Below are 18,893 nucleotides of genomic sequence, written 5' to 3' on the forward strand. Positions count from 1 at the left end.
GGCGCGCCCGACAATACCGGTTAAGGCTCGCTCCATGTACATCTCGATCACCGGCCTGCGCCTCAAGGGCCCGCTCAGCTTCCCGCGGTTCGCATGGCACGCGGTCGGCTCGATGCGGCAGGCCCAAACCGCCCCGGGCAATCTGCGCGCTGAGGCGCGGCGGATCGACGGGGTGCATCATACGCTGACCGTATGGACCGACCGTGCCGCGATGCTGGCGTACCTGCGCAGCGGTGCGCATCTGCGGGCGATGAAGGCGTTCCGCGCGATCGCGACCGGGGCGGTGCTTGGGTATGAGGCGGACGCAGCACCCGATTGGAGCGAGATCCCCACGATCTGGCGGGAGCGCGGGCGCACGGTTTGACTGGGGGCCGTCTGTATCGGATGCACCCAAGAAAACCGTTCGTTTCGAGCGTAGTCGAGAAACCTGAGGTGGTGCCGGGTTTCTCGACTACGCTCGAAACGAACGGTGGGGGGGCGTGGCACGATAGGATCGCCGCCACGCATCCTGTCTTGATCGCGGGTGGCCGCTAGCGTCGCAACACACGGCCGGCCACCCCAACCACACCCTTTACTTCAGCGCCGCCAGATCCGCCTTGACCTTCGCCAGCGCGGCATCACTCAGCGCGCCCTGCGACAACGGCTGGACCTGCGAAAGCGACATGCTCTTGAACTGATCGTACATCGGGTGCGCGGTGATGTTGTCGAGGTCGGTGTCGAGGACCTTCTTCGCCACGGGGTCGGACGCGATCGTTTCGATCGGCGTATCGAGCGTGAATTTGGCAACGGGGGTCGCCGCCGCAGCGGGCGCGACCGGTGCAGCCGGCGCGGTGGTTTGCGCGGCCAGCGGCGTCGCGGTCAGAGCGACGATCGCGGCGAGAACGGCAGATTTCATGGCAGGGCCTCATTGCAGGATCACGGCGCGAATCGCCGTCATCCTGACCCTAACCCGGTCGTGTGACATTTAGAATGAGGCGTCCGGACGAGGTCGCCCCCGATCCGGCCGTGATTTCAGTTGAGGCGACCGAGCCCGGCGATCGTCCGGTCGACGAGCGCCTTGTCAGCGTCCGCGCCATGACGTTCGGCGATGATCGACGAGGCGGCACGCGCCGCGGCATCCGCCGCCTGCGCCCGAACCTCGGCGATAGCACCGCGCTGGGCGGCGGCGATCTGGTCCTGCGCCATCGTCTGGCGACGCGCGACGAGTTCGGTCAGATCGGCTTCTGCCTTGGCGAGCATCGCTGCTGCCTCGGCCTCTGCATGCTTGACGATCGCTGCGGCGTCGCCAGCGCTTGCCGCGTCGCGCTGCTTGGCGGCGGTGAGCATCGCTTCGGCCTCGGCGCGCAACCGCGACGCCTCATCCAGCTGCGACTTGATCTTTTCGATCTGGCCGTCGAGCATCTTTGCCACCATCCCCGGCACCTTCTGCCAGAGCAGGATGGCGAAGACGACGAGCATCGACAACGCGACCCAACCCGCGGCGTTGATGCCGAGTGCGGTCGGTTCGTGATGCAGTTCCACCACACCGCGCGTGGTGGCGGTGGTGACGGTCGGTTGCTCAGCCATGCGCCAGTTCCGTCTTCACGCGTGCCGCGATCGTCGAACGGTCGACCGCCACGCCCGAAAGCTTGGCGACGATCGCCTCGACCGCATCGGTCGTTGCAGTTTCAATCTCGGCGACGGCCTGCGTCTTGGACGCTTCGACCTGCGCGGTCGCGGCGACCAGCTGGTCGTGCAGGGCCGCGTCGCTTGCCTTGAGCCGAGCCTCGGTATTCGCGGTCGCCCGCGCCTTGGCTTCGCCCAGCGCCGTGGCTGCCCTGGACCGGGCACTTTCGAGCCCGGTCTGATAGGCCGCCTCGACGGCGTGCGCCTGCGCGCGCGCACCCTCTGCCGCGGCGAGGTCGCCCTCGATCCGGCCGTTACGATCATCGATCGTCGCCTCGATCTTGGGGACCATCGCCTTGCCGATCCCGAAATAGATCAGCGCGAATACGATCGCCAGCCAGAAGAGCTGGGAAGCGTAGATCGCGGAAATCTGGTCTAACTGCGGCATCGGATGCGCTCGCTCTGGCTTACTTGACGACGAAGAGGATGAGGATCGCGACGACGAACGCGATCAGGCCGAGCAGCTCCGATGCCGCGAAGCCGATGAACAGGCGGCCCTGCTGGCCGTCTGCTGCGCCCGGGTTACGGAGTGCGCCCTCGAGGAACGAACCGAACACGTTGCCGACGCCGAGTGCCGCGAGACCGACACCGATCGCTGCCAGGCCGGCACCGATGTACATTGCACCAAGATCAGTCATGTTAAGCTCCTTAGAATACAGTCAGATGAGTGTTGAAAACGATTAGTGCAGATGCACCGCGTCGTGCAGGTACAGCGACGTGAGCAGTGCAAAGACGTATGCCTGGATCGCGCAGACCAGCAGCTCGAGCGCGCTGACGCCGACGATCATGATGAAGCTGAGGACGCTGACGACCGGGCCGAGCGCGCCGCCGGCGTTGATGCCCTGAACGACGAAGCTGCCGAACACTTCGAGCAGGATGTGCCCGGCGGTCATCGCGACGAACAGTCGCAGCGCGAGGCTGAACGGGCGGACCATGAACGACACGAACTCGACCGGGATGATGACGGGCATCAGCCAGCCGGGCGCACCATGCGGCACGAACAGCGAGAAGAACTTGAAGCCGTGCTTCGCGAAGCCGACGACCAGCACGATCGCGAACGACAGGAACGCCAGGATCGCGGTGACCGTGATGTGGCTGGTCACCGCGAAGGTGTGCAGCCCCGGCAGGATCGCGAGCGGCAGGACGCCGATCAGGTTGGCGAACAGGATGAAGAAGAACAGCGAGAAGATGTACGGCGCGAACTTCTTGCCGCCCGAGCCGATGTTCACGGTAACCATCGAATCGATGAAGCTCACCGCATTCTCGGCCATCACCTGCCAGCGCCCGGGAATCAGCTGTCGCTTGAGCCCGCCCGCCATGAACACCGCGAGCACCACGAACACGACGACCATGAACAGCGCCGAGTTGGTGAAGGAGACGTCGTAGCCGAACAGCGAAAGATGGCGCCCGAGGACGGGCTCCACCATGAACTGTTCCATCGGATCGATTTTGCCGGCGCTCACTCCGCGCGCTCCTTCGAAATCTTGATGATGTTCATGAACGCCCCGACGACGGCCAGCGCCAGCACGATGAGCAATGCCCACGGACTGGTGCCGAACCACGAATCGAGCGCCCAGCCCAGGATCCCACCGCCAAGCAGCGCGCCGAGCAATAGCGCAAGAACACGAGTGCCCTGGCCATAGCCCTTCGCCTGCGGCACCGCGCCACGGCCATGCGACTGCGATGCCGCACGTGCCGAAGCAATGCGGGCGTCGAGGTCGTCGGTCGGGCGGTTATCGGCCAAGGGGCGCATGTCCTGATAAGAAAACGCCGCCGTGCTGTCTGGCACCGCGACGGTATGTTCGGAAAACAGGAGGAAGCCTCCCGTATGACGGATCGTTTAGGAAGCTGGCCGGGGGGTGTCAACCATTGGTCGCGGTCCGGTCCTTCCGCGCGCCTGCGTCCGCCAATGCGTTGCTTCGTCGCAAGCGTAACGATACGTCTGGCGACGATGACCGGCCCCGCCCCCGCCCTTCCGGACCAGACCGGACACCGCGCCCGCCTGCGTCAGCGGCTGTTCCAGCAGGGCGGCGAGGCGCTGCTCGATCACGAACTGGTCGAATATCTGCTCGCGCTGGCGATCCCGCGGCGCGACACCAAGCCGCTGGCCAAGGCGTTGCTCGCCGAGTTCGGCGGGATCGGGGGGCTGTTCACCGCCGAGCCCGAGGCGTTGCTGCGGATGCCGGGCATGGGTGACACCTCCGCCGCGGCGATCCGCATCGTCCAGGCGACCGCCTTGCGGCTGCTGCGGGTCGAGGCGAGCACGCGCCCTGTCCTGGCGAGCTGGCAGGCGCTGCTCGATTATCTCCACGCCGACATGGCGCATCGTACCAATGAACGGGTCCGCGTGCTCCACCTCAACGCGCGCAACATGCTGCTGCGCGACGAAGTGATGAGCGACGGGTCGATCGACGAGGCGGCGCTCTATGTCCGCGAGGTGATCCGCCGCGCGATCGACCTCGGCTCGGCGGCGATCATCCTCGTCCACAACCATCCGAGCGGCGACCCCGCCCCGAGCCGCGCCGACATCGACATTACCCGACGCGTCGCCGAGGCGGGGAAGCGGATGGGGATCGCGCTGCACGATCACGTCATCATCGCCGCGTCGGGGCATTCCAGCCTCCGTGCGATGGGATTGCTGTGATTCGCCCCTAGCCAAGCCTTGCGCTTGCCGTTGCATCCGCTATTCTGGATACATGGAATCAGCTCTCGCCATCGCCGGGCTCGGCGCACTCGCCCAGGGGACTCGACTCGATACCTTCCGGCTGCTGATGCGCCACGTACCCGACGGCCTGCCCGCCGGGGAAGTCGCACGCCAGCTCGGCGTACCGCAAAACACCATGTCGGCGCATCTCGCGATCCTCACCCGCTCGGGGCTGGTGCGGTTCGAGCGCAAGGGTCGCACGATCTTCTACCGCGCCGATATCGATTCGGTGCGCAAAATGATGCTGTTCCTCGTCCAGGATTGCTGCGCGGGCAACCAGGAATTGTGCACCCCGCTCCTCGCCGAACTTGCCCCCTGCTGCTGAAGGACCGCACCGTGACCATGGACATCATCGTCTACCACAACCCCGCCTGCGGCACCTCGCGCAACACGCTCGCGATGATCCGCAACGCCGGGATCGAACCGCATGTCGTCGAATATCTCAAGACCCCGCCGTCGCGCGCCATGCTCGTCGCGCTGGTCGAGCGCGCGGGGATGACGCCGCGTGCGCTGCTCCGCGCGAAAGGCACGCCTTATGCCGAGCTCGGGCTCGATGACGAAACGCTGTCCGACGCCGCGCTGGTCGACGCGATGACGGCGCACCCGGCCCTGATCAACCGCCCGCTCGTCGTCTCCCCGCTGGGCGTGAAACTGTGCCGTCCGTCCGAGGCGGTGCTCGACCTGCTCCCCACCCCGCAGCGAGGTGCGTTCGCCAAGGAAGACGGCGAGCAGGTGGTCGATGCCGCCGGGCAGCGCATCGCCTGATGCTGCTCGCGCTCGCGATCTTCATCGCCACGATCACGCTCGTCATCTGGCAACCGCGCGGGCTTGGCATCGGCTGGAGCGCGCTTGGCGGCGCGGGGGTCGCTCTGCTCGCGGGGGTGGTGTCGCTGTCCGATATTCCCGTGGTCTGGGGCATCGTGTGGAATGCCACCGCGACCTTCGTCGCGATCATCATCGTCAGCCTGTTGTTGGACGAGGCGGGCTTTTTCGAATGGGCCGCACTCCATGTCGCGCGCTGGGGCGGCGGGCATGGGCGGCGGCTGTTCGTGCTGATCGTGTTGCTGGGCGCGACCGTCTCCGCGCTGTTCGCGAATGACGGCGCGGCGCTGATCCTCACGCCGATCGTGATCGCGATGCTGCGTGCGCTGGGGTATCGCGACAAGGCGACGCTTGCCTTCGTAATGGCGGCGGGCTTCATCGCCGATACTGCGAGCCTGCCGCTGATCGTTTCCAACCTCGTCAACATCGTCTCGGCCGACTTCTTCCGGATCGGGTTCGGGCGCTACGCCTCGGTGATGGTGCCGGTTGACCTTGCGTCGATCGCGGCGACGCTGGTCGTGCTGTCGCTGTATTTCCGCCGGGATATTCCGGCGCGCTATCCCGTCGAGCAACTGCGCACGCCAGCCGCGGCGATTCGCGATCCGGCGACGTTCAAGGCGGGGTGGGTCGTGCTCTGCGCGTTGCTCGTCGGGTTCTTCCTGCTCGAGCCGCTCGGCGTGCCGGTCAGCGCGATCGCCGCGGCGGGGGCGCTGCTGCTGCTGGGGATCGCCGCGCGCGGCGACGTGATCGCGACGCGAACGGTGCTGCGCGGTGCGCCGTGGCAGGTCGTGGTCTTCTCGCTCGGCATGTATCTGGTGGTCTATGGCCTCCGCAACGCGGGGCTGACCGATCATCTGGCTGTGCTGCTCGATCGCAGCGCGCGGGGCGGCGTGTGGGGCGCGGCGTTCGGCACCGGGATTCTCGCGGCGCTGCTGTCGTCGGTGATGAACAACATGCCGACGGTGCTGGTCGGCGCGCTCTCGATCGAGGCGACGCACGCGACCGGGCTGGTCCGGGAAGCAATGGTCTATGCCAATGTCATCGGCTGCGACCTCGGCCCCAAGATCACGCCGATCGGCTCGCTCGCAACGCTGCTGTGGCTGCACGTGCTGGGGCAGAAAGGGATCCGGATCGGCTGGGGCTATTACTTCCGCATCGGTGCGACGCTGACGATCCCGGTGCTGCTGGTCACCCTCGCTGCACTGGCGCTCCGGCTGAGCCTGGCATGATTCCGCTCCCTCCCATTAAAGAGGTGCGCTGATGCCGCTTCGCCTGCTTGCCGATCCCGATCACCTCCCCGCGCTCGATCCGCGCTATGCGCATCGCCGCCCCGCGCTCGGGCTGGGGCCGAGCGATCCGGCGCCGCGAATCCTGCTGCTCTACGGGTCGCTTCGCGAACGCTCCTTCTCGCGACTGTGCGTCGAGGAAGCCGCGCGACTGTTGCAGTTTTTCGAGTGCGAGACGCGGATCTTCGATCCGTCGACCCTGCCGCTCCCCGATCAGGTCGCGGGCGACGATCACCCCGCGGTCCATGAACTGCGCGAGCTGTCGCTGTGGTCGGAGGGGCATGTCTGGTGCAGCCCCGAACGCCACGGGCAGATCACCGGGATCATGAAGCTGCAGATCGACCACCTTCCCCTCGCGATGGGTGGAATGCGCCCGACGCAGGGGCGGACGCTGGCGGTGATGCAGGTGTCTGCCGGGTCGCAATCGTTCAACAGCGTCAATACGCTGCGCATCCTCGGCCGGTGGATGCGGATGGTGACCATCCCCAACCAGTCGAGCGTCGCCAAGGCGTTCGCCGAATTCGACGAGGACGGGCGCATGAAGCCGTCGTCCTATTATGATCGGATCGTCGATGTGATGGAGGAACTGGTGCGCTTCACCGTCTTGCTGCGGCCGCATGGCGCGCAGCTGGTCGACCGGTATTCCGAGCGCAAGGACGCCGGGCGGGTGATCGACCCGGCGACCGACCTGTCGAGCATCGCAGGTCGGTAGGATTGAGGTACGCCGACACTCGCCGGGATCCGACCCTTCCCCACCCGTTCGTTTCGAGCGTAGTCGAGAAACCTGGCACGGCGTCTGTGGCTACTTCTCGACTTCGCTCGAAGCGAACGGTTGGTTGGGAGGTGCACGCCGTTTGCGCGGCGTGCGCCCTGGATCAGGCCGCTGCCGACAGGAACGTCGTCAGCTCGCCCTTGGAGACCTTACGGTTCTTGTCGACGTCCGCCTGCGCGAACGCCTGGGCGATCCAGGTCTTGGTCGCGGGGGCGGTTGCCTTGGTCGACGGGTCGCTCGCGGTCTTGAGCGTCACCATCCACGCGCCAAACTCCTTCGCGCTGAGCGCACCGTCGCCGTCTTTGTCATAGGTCGGGAATTCGGTGCCGACGACTTCTGCGACCTGCGCGCCGGAGGCGGCCTGCGCGGTCGTGGTCTGCCCCGGAGTCGATTCGGCCGGAGCCGCACCCTGCGACGATGGTGCCGACGAGTTGGCATCAATATTCGTGGCCCCTTGCTGCGCGCCGGGAGGGACTGCGGCTGCAGGTTGCGTGGTCTGGCCAAATACCGGCGCTGAAATCAAAACCGCACTCGCAATAACGATGGACTTGAACATTACGCATCTCCTTGTTCAAGATCCGGGGGGGTCCCCGCCCGGCGGATCCGATGCGTCCTTATGCTCTCGGCTTCCCAGCAATGCTACGGCAGGAGCCTCGAAACGCCCGATTTGAAGCCTCGGCCCGTCCCTGCTACCCCCCCGCTCGTCCAGATGCGTGCCGAATCCACGATGGGCCGATCCGGCCCTGTGTTGGGCGCGTTCCGATCCACGCCCGCTTGCCGAAGGAATCCCGATGGTCCCCCGCTACTCCCGCCCCGCCATGACCGCGATCTGGACGCCCGAGGCGCGCTTCCGCATCTGGTTCGAGATCGAGGCGCATGCGACCGAGGCGCTCGCCGACCTCGGCGTCGTCCCGCGCAAGGCAGCGGACGCGCTCTGGGCGTGGTGGGCGACCAAGCCCGAGATCGACGTCGCCGCGATCGACGCGATCGAAGCGGTCACCAAGCATGACGTGATCGCGTTCCTGACGTGGGTCGCGGAGCAGGTCGGCGACGAAGCGCGATTCATGCACCAGGGGATGACCTCCTCGGACGTGCTCGACACCTGCCTCGCGGTGCAGCTCGCACAGGCGGCGGATTTGCTGATCGCGGATATCGATGCGCTGCTCGCCGCGCTGTCGGTGCGGGCGCACGAACACAAGATGACCCCGACGATCGGGCGCAGCCACGGCATCCACGCCGAACCGGTGACGTTCGGCCTCAAACTCGCGCAGGCCTATGCCGAATTCGCGCGCAACCGCGAGCGCCTGGTCGCGGCGCGCGCCGATATCGCGACCTGCGCGATCTCGGGTGCGGTCGGCACCTTCGCCAACATTGACCCGCGCGTCGAGGAACATGTCGCCGCCAAGCTCGGCCTGACGGTCGAACCGGTCTCGACCCAGGTCATCCCGCGCGATCGCCACGCGATGTTCTTCGCGACCCTGGGCGTGATCGCCTCGTCGATCGAGCGGCTCGCGACCGAAGTGCGCCATTTGCAGCGCACCGAAGTGCTGGAAGCGGAAGAGTATTTCTCGCCGGGCCAGAAGGGCTCGTCGGCGATGCCGCACAAGCGCAACCCGGTGCTGACCGAGAACCTCACCGGCCTCGCGCGGATGGTACGCGGTTATGTCACGCCGGCGCTCGAGAACGTTGCTTTGTGGCATGAGCGCGACATCAGCCATTCGTCGGTCGAGCGCTATATTGGCCCCGATGCGACGATCACGCTCGACTTCGCGCTCGGCCGGATGACCGGGGTGATCGAGAAGCTGCTCGTTTATCCCGCACGAATGGAGAAGAATCTCAACAAGATGGGCGGTCTCGTCCATTCGCAGCGCGTGCTGCTAGCGCTGACCCAGGCCGGGGTGAGCCGCGAGGATTCGTATCGCCTCGTCCAGCGCAACGCGATGAAGGTGTGGGAATCGGATGGCGAGCTGTCGCTGCTCGAACTGCTCAAGGCCGACCCTGAAGTGACCGCCGCGCTGTCGGTCGCGGACATCGAGGACAAGTTCGATCTCGGCTATCACCTGAAGCACGTCGACACGATCTTCGCGCGGGTGTTCGGGGCGAAGGGTTAACAGTTCGTCGACGATATAGGGCATTCCGGCGTGCAAATGCTGCACCTGCGAATGTGCGTAACAATGTTGCTTGCTTAAGCAACAATCTCCAAATGCCTCCGTGCCGGGATGATCCGGCACGGAGACCCACAATGCGCATTTTGCAAACCCTGGCCAGCGGCCTGATCGCTGCTGCCGGTGTCGCGCTGGTGGCGGAAGTCCTGATCTTCTAACCACCGACCGCTCGACCGCCCCTTGTGACAAGGGGCGGGAGAAGCGCTTTTTTACTATCCTGATATTTGGCGCGAGCCTGTTCCCTACCACCCACTTCCCCGGCGAAGGCCGGGGCCCAGTCGAGATGGCCGAGGGAAAGAAGCGCAGCGCTTGAGGATCTTCTGTCTCACTACTGGGCCCCGGCCTTCGCCGGGGAAGTAGCAGATGAGGGGGAAGCGCTTCCTGACGCCCGCTTACGCCACCCCCTCTGAGCATGACGCCCGCCTCACACCCAGGCGCTTTTCACCTTCTTGAAGAACCCGCTCGTCTGCGGGCATTCCTTACCCGTCTCGGTCGCGCGGAACTCCTCGAGCAACTCGCGCTGGCGGGCGGTCAGGCTGGTCGGGGTCTCGACCTCGACGCGGATCACCAGATCGCCACGGCCGCGACCCTGCAACACCGGCATGCCCGCACCCCGCTGGCGCAGCTCGCGTCCGGACTGCGTGCCGGCAGGAATCTTGATCGCATAATTCACCCCGTCCGGCCCCGGGATCGTGACTTCGCCCCCGAGCGCCGCGGTCGTGAAGCTGATCGGCGTGCGCGCGAACAGCGTGGTGCCCTCGCGCTCGAACAGCGGATGCCGCGCGACATGGAGAAAAATGTAGAGATCGCCCGCCGGCGCGCCGCGAAGACCCGCCTCGCCCTCGCCGGTCAAGCGGACGCGCGTGCCTTCGTCGACCCCTGCGGGGATGTTGACGGTGCGCGTCTTGGTCTGGTCGATCCGGCCTTCGCCGTGGCAAGCGCCGCATGGGTCCGCAATCGTCTGCCCCGCACCGTGGCAGCTCGGGCACGTCCGCTCGACCACGAAGAAGCCCTGCTGCGCGCGGACCTTGCCGTGGCCGTGGCACGTGGCGCAGGTCTTTGCGACGGTCCCGCGGGTCGCGCCGCTGCCTTCGCAGACCTCGCACACGCCCGATACGTCGATCGTGATGTCGGTCGACTTGCCGTGGAATGCGTCCTCGAGCGTGATTTCCATGTCGTAGCGCAAATCGGCACCACGCCGCGGTCCCTGCGCGCCACCGCCACCGCGCTGGCCGCCCATGAACTCGCCAAAGATGTTCTCGAATATATCGGAAAAGGCACCGAAGTCCTGCGCGCCACCGCCACCACGAGCGCCACCGCCGCCGCCCTGCCGGAATGCCTCGTGGCCGAAGCGATCATAGGCGGCGCGCTTCTGCGGATCCTTGAGGCAATCATAGGCCTCGCTGATCGCCTTGAAATGCGCCTCGGAATCCTTGCAACCGGGGTTGCGGTCCGGGTGATATTTCATCGCCAGCTTGCGATAGGACGTCTTGATCGTCCCGTCGTCGGCGGTGCGCTCGATTTCGAGCAGTTCGTAGAAATCGACTTCGGTGCTCATGTCAGGCCCTCAGACCGGGAGACGGTGGCGGGTGGAACAGCGAACGGTTCGACCGCCCTGCCCCAAGCCCGCCACCGCCGCGCCCGGCGGCCCTCCCCCGCCACGCGAGAGAGGGCGTTTGTGCTTATGCCTTGGTGTCGTCGACTTCGGAGAATTCCGCATCGACCACGTCGTCCTTCGGTGCTGCTGCACCGTCGGCGGCGGGCGAAGCGTCGGCCTGCGCCTGCTTCTCGTAGATCGCCTGACCAAGCTTCATCGCAACCTGGCCGAGCGCTTCGGCCTTGGCCTTCATCGCCTCGGGATCGCCACCTTCGACCGCGGTCTTGGCTTCGGCGATCGCCGCTTCGATCTCGCCCTTGAGTGCGGCGTCGACCTTGTCGGCATTGTCGGCAAGCTGACGCTCGGTCGTGTGGATCAGGCTCTCGGCGTTGTTCTTCGCCTCAGCCGATGCACGGCGCTTCTTGTCGTCCTCGGCGAACTGCTCGGCGTCACGAACCATCTGCTCGATGTCGCGATCCGACAGGCCACCCGATGCCTGGATGCGGATCTGCTGCTCCTTGCCGGTGCCCTTGTCCTTCGCCGACACGTTGACGAGGCCGTTGGCGTCGATGTCGAACGTGACCTCGATCTGCGGCACGCCGCGCGGTGCGGGCGGGATGCCGACCAGGTCAAACTGGCCGAGGATCTTGTTGTCCGCCGCCATTTCGCGCTCGCCCTGGAAGACGCGGATGGTGACCGCACCCTGGTTGTCGTCCGCGGTCGAATAGGTCTGCGACTTCTTGGTCGGGATCGTCGTGTTGCGATCGATCATCCGGGTGAACACGCCACCCAGCGTCTCGATGCCGAGCGACAGCGGCGTCACGTCGAGCAGCAGCACGTCCTTGACGTCACCCTGCAGCACGCCGGCCTGGATCGCGGCACCCATCGCAACGACCTCATCCGGGTTGACGCCCGAATGCGGTTCCTTGCCGAAGAAGTCCTTCACGACCTGACGGACCTTGGGCATGCGCGTCATGCCGCCGACGAGAACGACTTCGCTGATGTCCGACGCCTTGACGCCCGCATCCGCCATCGCCTTCTTGCACGGCTCAAGCGTGCGCTGGATCAGGTCCTCGACCAGACGCTCGAGATCCGAGCGCGTGATCGCCTTGACGAGATGCTTCGGGCCGGTCGCGTCCGCGGTGATGAACGGCAAATTGACTTCGGTCGTGGCTGCCGACGACAGCTCGATCTTCGCCTTCTCGGCCGCTTCCTTCAGACGCTGGAGTGCCAGCTTGTCCTTGGTGAGGTCGATCCCTTCCGCCTTCTTGAAGTCGTCCGACAGGAAGTTGAGCAGCTTGTTGTCGAAATCCTCGCCACCGAGGAAGGTGTCGCCGTTGGTCGCCTTCACTTCGAACACGCCATCGCCGATCTCGAGGATCGAGATGTCGAAGGTGCCGCCGCCGAGGTCATAGACCGCGATCGTCTTGTTGGTGTCCTTGTCGAGACCGTAGGCGAGCGCTGCCGCCGTCGGCTCATTGATGATGCGGAGCACTTCGAGACCGGCGATCTGCCCGGCGTCCTTGGTCGCCTGGCGCTGCGCGTCGTTGAAGTATGCGGGCACGGTGATGACCGCCTGCGTGACCGTCTCGCCGAGATAGGCTTCCGCGGTTTCCTTCATCTTCTGAAGCGTGAAGGCCGAGATCTGCGACGGGCTGTATTCCTTGCCGCCCGCGCCGACCCATGCGTCACCATTGTTGCCGCGCACGATGTGGTACGGGACCAGCTCGGTGTCCTTCTTGGTGATCGGATCGTCGAAACGACGGCCGATCAGCCGCTTCACCGCGAAGATCGTGTTCTCGGGGTTGGTCACTGCCTGGCGCTTGGCCGGCTGGCCGACCAGTCGCTCGCCATCCTTGGCGAACGCGACGATCGACGGCGTGGTCCGCGCGCCCTCTGCGTTTTCGATAACCTTCGGCTTGCCGCCTTCCATGACGGATACGCAGCTGTTGGTCGTGCCGAGATCGATTCCGATTACTTTTGCCATTGGTCCTCTTGGGCCCCCGTCAGTCAAAAAATTGGCGTTCAGCCGTGCCCTCGAACTGAGCGACACGACCCGTTACTCCAGCGATATAGGGGGGCTTTCGCTTGTCGCAAGATTTTCGCACGCCTAGAGACGCAGTTGGGTTCCCAATGCGGGAGATAAGATTTGAACGTGCGGTCTTTTATGGTTTTTGCCGGGCTGTCGGTGGCCGGGTGCCAGTCGCCGCCCGAACTCAAGGTCGATCACGGCTATGTCCGGCTGGGCACGCTGCCGAGCCGCCCGTCGGCGGGCTATTTCACGATCCATGGCGGGCCGACCGAAACGACGCTGATCGCAGTCAACAGCCCGGTCGCGGTCAAGAGCGAGCTGCATGAATCGATGACCGCCGGGGGCATGGCGACGATGAAGCCACTCGGCGACCTCAAGATCCCGGCCAAGTCGACGACCGAATTCAAACCGGGCGGCAAGCACCTGATGCTGTTCGACATGAACCCCGGGATCAAACCGGGCCGCCCGATCACGCTGACCTTCACTTTCTCGGACGGGCGACGGATCGATGCGCTCGTGCCGACGATCGCACCCGGCGCACCCGCGCCGACCTTCAAGGACTGAGCGCGGGGCGTGGCACGCGGCGAGAAAAGGACGCTGACCGAGGGCGAGATCACGCTGGCGAAAGGCGTGTTCGGCGATGCGATCGATTACGCGAAGGTGCGCCTTGCACAGCGCAAATGGGCGTTCTTCCAGCCGCGCGAGACGGTGATGGCGCCGACCGGGTGCATCTGCTTCCATCCCAAGGGTTCATTGTATCGCGATGATTTCGCATGCGAAAGTCTCGATGCGCAAGGGCTGCTGATCCATGAGATGACGCATATCTGGCAGACCCAGCGGGGGGTGTTCCTCCCCCTCGTGCGGCACCCGTTCTGCCGGTACGATTACGCGATCCGGCCCGGCCTGCCGCTTAAAGGCTACGGGATCGAGCAGCAGGCGGAGATCGTGCGGCATACCTTCGTGCTGCGGCGCGGCGGGTTCATACGAGGCGCGCTGCCGCTTGCGACCTATGAGAGCATCCTGCCGTTCCGGCCGGGGTGAGGTCGATCATCATCCGGTCGACGTCGCGACCGGACCAGGACGATCGGGTCACCGCATCTGCAGGAACAGCGACAAGGCAATGCGGACGCTGTCCGAGAACCGGTCGTAGATCACGCGCGAAACTTCCGCGATGACCGGCTGCCGATCGCGCCCCCCACGCGCGAAGATCGCAATCGCGACGCGGCGCCCGTCGGGCATGGTGATGACCCCTACGTCGTTGGTGACCCCGTCCAGCGTGCCGGTCTTGTCCTCGACCCGCGTGCCAACGGGCAGCAGCGCGCGAATACGGCGCGTTCCCGTCTGGCACCGGCCCATCAGGTCGAACAGGACGTTGCGGCTTTGCGCGCTCAGGATGGTCCCGTTGTCGAGCTTGTACAACAGCGCGACCATCGCAACCGGCGTGGCGACGTCCTTGCTGTCGGCCAGATGGCCACGCTCGCGCAGCAACTGCGCGATGGTGCGGTCCACGCGGATGCCGGTGATCTTGTGCGACCACAGCCACTGCTGGACCGCCATCGGGCCACCGAGCGTCGCAAGCAACTGGTCGGCCGCGATATTGTCGCTGCGGACGAGCATCAATTCCATGACCTTGGCGGCGGGTCGGCCGTAGAGCGTCTCGCTCAGGCTGCGTCGCCCGTGGTCGACCTCGGCAAGATAGGCAGCCGCAATCGCGAGCTTGACCGTGCTCGCCATCGGAAACGCGATGTCGCCGTTGACGGCAACCGCCGAACCATCGCGCAGATCGAGCGCGGCGATGCCATATTCCCCGGTGCGCCCCGCGACCAGCATGCTCAACTGGCGTTCCAGCCCGATCAGCTCGGGCGAACTTGCGGCCATGGCCGGTGCGGGGACGATGAGGCTGGCGGCAAGACCGGACAGAAGCAGGCGGGAGAGGAGGGGTACGCGCATCGATCGTCCTTGCGTGGGATCCTTCGGCATTGTGCTTAGCCTAAACTCCGGCATGTGAATACGACGTGTTGCAAAGTGCTGATGTTCGTCGAATTCCGGGGAGCGCGCGAAAAGTGGGGGGCGCTGGCCCGGAAAGCCGACCGTCACGTTCCACCCGCCCCGGTCGGCGCGAGCCGCAGGGTCAGCGTGGCCACCGCGCCCTGCCCCGGGCCCGCGCTGTCGAGCCGAAGCGTCCCCTGCATCGCGCGCATCGCATTGGCGCACCAATGCAACCCGAGCCCCCCGACCTTGTGTGCGCGGGTGGAATAGCCGCGCTGGAACAGGCTGGACGCCGCGCCCCGCTCGATCCCCTCGCCGTCATCTCGGATCGCGATCCAGGCGGTGTCGCCGACCCGTTCGATCGTCACGCCGATGCTGCCGCTCCCGGTGCCGCGCGCCGCGATCGCATCCGCGGCATTGGCGAACAGATTGCCGATCACCTGGCTCAGCAGGATCCGGCTCGCGATCACGTCGCAGCGCTGCGCGGGGAAACTGAACGCGATCGAGACGGTCCCCGAATAGCGCGCGATCGTTGCATTCCGCGCGACGATATCCGTTACGTCACAGGGGGATAGCTCAGGACGCTCCTGCGCCGCCTGATGTTGCTGCCCAATGATCTCGAGCACCTGCGCCATCGCCTCGCGGGCGACCAGCAACGCCGCCTGCCGCTCGGCGCGGTCCTTGGCAACCGCCGCCACCGCAGCGCCCGTGAAGGCCGCGAGCTTCGCGCGGCGCGCCGGCTCGAGATCGTCCTGCGCGAGCTCCGCAATCGCCCGGTCGATCATGTCACGGTCGACCGGCGGCGGCTGTTGCAAATCCCGGCTCACGATCGTGCTGACCGGGGTCAGCGCGTTGCGGACATTGTGCAGGATCGCGGTCGCGCTGTCGCTTCTCCCAAGTGCGAAATTCTGCAGTTCGAGCTGCCCGCGCAGATCCTGCAGCTGGCACAGCATCGCGTTGAAGCTGGCGGCAAGCGAGCCGATCTCGTCGTTGCGCGGGACATCGCGCAGCAATTCGAGTGAGCCCGTCTGCGGCACGGTCTGCATGTGCCGCTCGACCCGCGCGAGCGGGCGCAGCACCAGCGTCGTCATCATCCGGGACAGCACGAGCAGCACGATCAGCAAGAGGATGATCGACCCGGCGACCGCAAGCAGCAGCACGCGCTGCCCCAGCACCGCGAGATCGCGCCGGACGGTGACCGTCACGCTCCCGAGCACGCGCCCGTCGACGGCCGCGATCGGCACCGCGATCCGCAGCGACGCGGGCGACGAACGGACGACCGTGGTCGACGGCGTTTGCGTGAGATCGATCCGCGCAGGCTGTTGCGCGGCGTCGGAGAGCATCTTTGCCGACAGGCGCCGGGCCATCACGACATACCGGCGCGATCCGCTGGTACCGCCGGGCGAAGGATAGACCCGCGCCACCCCGATCGCGACGATGCCGCCGCCGAGCCGGGTGTAGAAATGGGCGGGATGCTGCCCCGCAGCGATGCGTTCGAGCGGGAGATGCGTCAGCAACGTTGCAAAGTCGCGCTCGCCACGGACGCCTGCGGATTTGCGCCACCGCAGCGCTTCCACGCCGTCGAGCGGCGCGACCTGCGCGATCCCGTCCACCGTCTTTACCTTGAGCGCCCGCGACGCGCCGGCAGCGATCGGGGTGCCGGCGGAACCGTCGACATAGTCGCGCGCATTCTGTTCGACCGATCGCGCGATGGTGTCGAGCGCGGCATGCATGCGATCGACCTCGGCCGCCACCGCGCGCTGCTCGAGCGCATCGAAACTGGGGACGATCACCGATGCCAGCACCGCGACCAGCGCAACCGCGCCGAGCAGACCGATTACGGTGAGGATCAGCACGAGCTTCGCGCCCAGCGTCCCTGGCCATAATGCCCGGACCGAACGCCGCCGCCATACCCGTGCGCGCGTCCAGCGGGAGCGGCGCGCGATCATCCCGATGTCGCGCGATCGTCTTCAAGCAGCGGCGGTGTTCCCGACCCATCGGTCATGAACCGCGTCACCGCGATCTGGCGTGCGAAAGCCTTGGGCACCGGCCGCGAGAACAGGAACCCCTGCATGTGCGAACACCCCGCCACGCGCAGCGCCTGCAACTGGGCATCGCTCTCGACCCCTTCCGCCACCACGCCGAGCCCGAGCGCACGGCCGAGATGGATGATCGAGTGGACGATCGCCGCGCTCTCGCGCTCGCGTCCCATGCCGTCGATGAAGCTGCGGTCGATCTTGAGGCAGTCGAGCGCGAACTTGCGGATGTTGTAGAGGCTCGAATAGCCCGTCCCGAAATCATCGAGCGCGATGCGGAAACCCATCTGGCGCAGCTTGTAGAGCGTCTCGGCGGCGCGATCGGCATCGTCGAAGATCGCGGTCTCGGTGATCTCGATCTGCACCCGCGTCGGGTCGACCCCCGCGCGCTGGACTTCCTCGACCAGCCGCGCGACGAAATTGTGCCGCCGGAACTGGCGCGGCGAGAAGTTGATCGAGACATATTGCGTCGGCCATTCGACCAGCACCTTAAGCGATTCCCGCAGGACCCAGTCGCCAATCTCGTGGATCAGGTTGGATTCCTCGGCGATCGGGATGAACACATCGGGGCCGATCGGGCCGTGCGCATCGGTGTTCCACCGCAGCAGCGCCTCGAACCCGACGATCTCGAGCCGCTCGCGCCCGACGATCGGCTGATAGGCGAGACTGAGCTCGTCGCGCGCGATCGCGCCCGAGAGGCCGGTCTCGATCGTGCGGCCAGACGGATCGTCTCGTCCATCCCGTCGTCGAACACGCGGACGATCCCGCGCCCGTCGCGCTTGGCGTCGTTGAGCGCGAGATCCGCCCGGCGCATCAGGTCGACCGGATCGCGCGTCTCGCCCGGCTCGGTCGCGATCAGCCCGATCGATGCGCCGCCGTGCACCGAATGGCCAAGCACCTTGAAGGTGGTCGCGCACGCCTTGGCGATCCGCTCGCAGTCCGCTGCGGCGGCATCCTGCCCGGGGGTATCGAACAGCAGGCCGAATTCGTCCCCGCCCAGCCGCGCAACCATCCCGCCCTCCGGGACCGAGCGTTGCAACACGCCGCACATCGCGCGGATCAGTTCGTCACCGGCAAGATGCCCAAGCGTATCGTTGACGAGCTTGAACCGGTCGAGGTCGACCATCGCGACCGCAAATTGCACATTCGAGCGCGCGCGCTCGGCCAGCGCGCGGCGGAAGGCCAGCCGGTTGGGCGCCTCGGTCAGCGAGTCATGGCTCGCCAGATGCATCGCGCGGCTTTCGTTCGCGGCGAGCTCATGGCCCTGTTCCTGCAACTGGACGACCTGCTCGGCAAGCGTAAGCCGCGCGGCGGTCAGTTCGCGGTCATTTTCCCAGCGATGGACCAGCGCAGTCGCCATCTGCTGGACCTCGGCAACCTCGAACGGCTTGGCGATATAGAAGAGTTTGTCCGCGGGGCCGGCGACCCGGGCGATCTCGATCGGCGCGAAGTCCGAATAGCCGGTGACGATGACGAGATGGATCTCGGGGTCGATCGCGCGGATCCGCGCGGCGGTCTCGCGCCCGTCGATCCCCGGGGGCATGCGCACGTCGATGAACGCGACCGCGATCGGATCGTCGTCGCGCTGTGCGGCGGCGACCGCGGCAACACCCTCCATCCCCTGCAACGCGTGAACGAGCGCGAACGACTGCAGCGGATCAGCCGGGAGCGCAGCGACATTCGCCCCGAACAGCTCGGCTGCCATCGCGTCGAGCGCCGGGTTGATGCCGTCGCCGACCGGCGCAAAGCTGCGTCGATAGCTGTCGTGCATGGCAGGTTCGTCGTCGACGATGAGAATACGCATCTGGCACCACCATTATCGGCA

General features: G+C 66.2%; 20 protein-coding genes and 1 pseudogene. 9 read left to right on the forward strand and 12 right to left on the reverse strand.

The genetic code is table 11. From position 1 onward, the window contains the following. Positions 1–34: 34 nt before the first annotated feature. Complete coding sequence (locus tag RI03_RS11955) at positions 35–364, forward strand: antibiotic biosynthesis monooxygenase (protein WP_010217619.1); 330 nt, start codon at positions 35–37, stop codon at positions 362–364. A 207-nt stretch (positions 365–571) separates the two neighbouring features. On the opposite strand, the gene RI03_RS11960 is transcribed toward RI03_RS11955, so the two are convergent. The 6 genes from RI03_RS11960 to RI03_RS11985 all read right to left on the reverse strand — a co-directional run bounded on the left by RI03_RS11960 (position 572) and on the right by RI03_RS11985 (position 3,418). Beyond that, positions 572–895 (reverse strand): hypothetical protein, encoded by a 324-nt coding sequence (locus RI03_RS11960; RefSeq protein WP_010217620.1) that lies wholly within the window; start codon positions 893–895, stop codon positions 572–574. A gap of 116 nt (positions 896–1,011) precedes the next feature. Then, on the reverse strand, positions 1,012–1,566 hold the full coding sequence (locus RI03_RS11965) for a F0F1 ATP synthase subunit B family protein (RefSeq protein WP_010217622.1): 555 nt from the start codon (positions 1,564–1,566) through the stop codon (positions 1,012–1,014). Then, a complete protein-coding gene (locus RI03_RS11970) occupies positions 1,559–2,053 on the reverse strand; it encodes a F0F1 ATP synthase subunit B family protein (protein WP_010217624.1) in 495 nt (164 codons plus the stop codon). Before RI03_RS11970 ends, RI03_RS11965 begins: the two co-directional genes overlap by 8 nt. A 19-nt stretch (positions 2,054–2,072) precedes the next feature. Beyond that, a complete protein-coding gene (locus RI03_RS11975; RefSeq protein ID WP_010164404.1) occupies positions 2,073–2,285 on the reverse strand; it encodes a F0F1 ATP synthase subunit C in 213 nt (70 codons plus the stop codon). Positions 2,286–2,345: 60 nt separating this feature from the next. Further along, entirely contained in the window at positions 2,346–3,104 is a 759-nt protein-coding gene (locus RI03_RS11980) for a F0F1 ATP synthase subunit A (protein WP_051007269.1), read from the reverse strand. A 20-nt stretch (positions 3,105–3,124) separates the two neighbouring features. Further along, positions 3,125–3,418, reverse strand: coding sequence for an AtpZ/AtpI family protein (locus RI03_RS11985; RefSeq protein WP_010217632.1), 294 nt, complete (start codon positions 3,416–3,418; stop codon positions 3,125–3,127). Between the two features lie 198 nt (positions 3,419–3,616). Here RI03_RS11985 and radC point away from each other — a divergent pair, with 198 nt between their 5' ends. Genes radC through arsH form a run of 5 tightly spaced genes read left to right on the forward strand, consistent with a single transcriptional unit; the run spans position 3,617 to position 7,189 of the window. Next, positions 3,617–4,309 carry a RadC family protein gene (radC, locus tag RI03_RS11990; RefSeq protein ID WP_010217634.1) on the forward strand — a complete coding sequence of 231 codons (693 nt, stop codon included), beginning with the start codon at positions 3,617–3,619 and terminating at the stop codon, positions 4,307–4,309. 52 nt (positions 4,310–4,361) lie between these two features. Further along, positions 4,362–4,694 (forward strand): ArsR/SmtB family transcription factor, encoded by a 333-nt coding sequence (locus tag RI03_RS11995; protein WP_010164411.1) that lies wholly within the window; start codon positions 4,362–4,364, stop codon positions 4,692–4,694. A 17-nt stretch (positions 4,695–4,711) separates the two neighbouring features. Then, positions 4,712–5,134: an arsenate reductase (glutaredoxin) gene (arsC, locus tag RI03_RS12000; RefSeq protein WP_010217636.1), complete on the forward strand. Its 423-nt coding sequence runs from the start codon at positions 4,712–4,714 to the stop codon at positions 5,132–5,134. After that, positions 5,134–6,420, forward strand: coding sequence for an arsenic transporter (locus tag RI03_RS12005; RefSeq protein WP_010217637.1), 1,287 nt, complete (start codon positions 5,134–5,136; stop codon positions 6,418–6,420). Before arsC ends, RI03_RS12005 begins: the two co-directional genes overlap by 1 nt. A 31-nt stretch (positions 6,421–6,451) precedes the next feature. Then, positions 6,452–7,189, forward strand: coding sequence for an arsenical resistance protein ArsH (arsH, locus tag RI03_RS12010; RefSeq protein ID WP_010217638.1), 738 nt, complete (start codon positions 6,452–6,454; stop codon positions 7,187–7,189). A gap of 163 nt (positions 7,190–7,352) precedes the next feature. On the opposite strand, the gene RI03_RS12015 is transcribed toward arsH, so the two are convergent. Then, positions 7,353–7,805, reverse strand: a complete 453-nt coding sequence (locus RI03_RS12015) for an EF-hand domain-containing protein (protein WP_010217639.1) — start codon at positions 7,803–7,805, stop codon at positions 7,353–7,355. A gap of 235 nt (positions 7,806–8,040) precedes the next feature. Between RI03_RS12015 and purB the strand changes: the two genes are divergently transcribed. After that, positions 8,041–9,360: an adenylosuccinate lyase gene (gene purB / locus RI03_RS12020; protein ID WP_010217640.1), complete on the forward strand. Its 1,320-nt coding sequence runs from the start codon at positions 8,041–8,043 to the stop codon at positions 9,358–9,360. Between the two features lie 478 nt (positions 9,361–9,838). On the opposite strand, the gene dnaJ is transcribed toward purB, so the two are convergent. Both dnaJ and dnaK read right to left on the reverse strand, forming a co-directional pair. Beyond that, on the reverse strand, positions 9,839–10,972 hold the full coding sequence (gene dnaJ / locus RI03_RS12025; protein WP_010217643.1) for a molecular chaperone DnaJ: 1,134 nt from the start codon (positions 10,970–10,972) through the stop codon (positions 9,839–9,841). Between the two features lie 124 nt (positions 10,973–11,096). Next, on the reverse strand, positions 11,097–12,998 hold the full coding sequence (gene dnaK / locus RI03_RS12030; RefSeq protein ID WP_010164421.1) for a molecular chaperone DnaK: 1,902 nt from the start codon (positions 12,996–12,998) through the stop codon (positions 11,097–11,099). A 168-nt stretch (positions 12,999–13,166) separates the two neighbouring features. Between dnaK and RI03_RS12035 the strand changes: the two genes are divergently transcribed. Further along, positions 13,167–13,607, forward strand: coding sequence for a copper chaperone PCu(A)C (locus RI03_RS12035; RefSeq protein WP_026046681.1), 441 nt, complete (start codon positions 13,167–13,169; stop codon positions 13,605–13,607). Positions 13,608–13,616: 9 nt separating this feature from the next. Continuing rightward, positions 13,617–14,084 carry a hypothetical protein gene (locus tag RI03_RS12040; protein WP_010217650.1) on the forward strand — a complete coding sequence of 156 codons (468 nt, stop codon included), beginning with the start codon at positions 13,617–13,619 and terminating at the stop codon, positions 14,082–14,084. A 48-nt stretch (positions 14,085–14,132) separates the two neighbouring features. Here the strand turns inward: RI03_RS12040 and RI03_RS12045 are convergent, their stop codons facing one another. The 3 genes and pseudogenes from RI03_RS12045 to RI03_RS12055 form a co-directional block, all read right to left on the reverse strand. Continuing rightward, positions 14,133–14,993 carry a serine hydrolase gene (locus RI03_RS12045; RefSeq protein WP_232283549.1) on the reverse strand — a complete coding sequence of 287 codons (861 nt, stop codon included), beginning with the start codon at positions 14,991–14,993 and terminating at the stop codon, positions 14,133–14,135. Positions 14,994–15,136: 143 nt separating this feature from the next. Beyond that, positions 15,137–16,981 (reverse strand): sensor histidine kinase, encoded by a 1,845-nt coding sequence (locus RI03_RS12050; protein WP_010217651.1) that lies wholly within the window; start codon positions 16,979–16,981, stop codon positions 15,137–15,139. Next, positions 16,978–18,872 (reverse strand): annotated as a pseudogene (locus tag RI03_RS12055) (putative bifunctional diguanylate cyclase/phosphodiesterase). Before RI03_RS12055 ends, RI03_RS12050 begins: the two are co-directional and overlap by 4 nt. Positions 18,873–18,893: the final 21 nt, after the last annotated feature.

The sequence above is a fragment of the Sphingomonas sp. PAMC 26621 genome (assembly GCF_000251145.1).
GTDB lineage: Bacteria > Pseudomonadota > Alphaproteobacteria > Sphingomonadales > Sphingomonadaceae > Sphingomonas.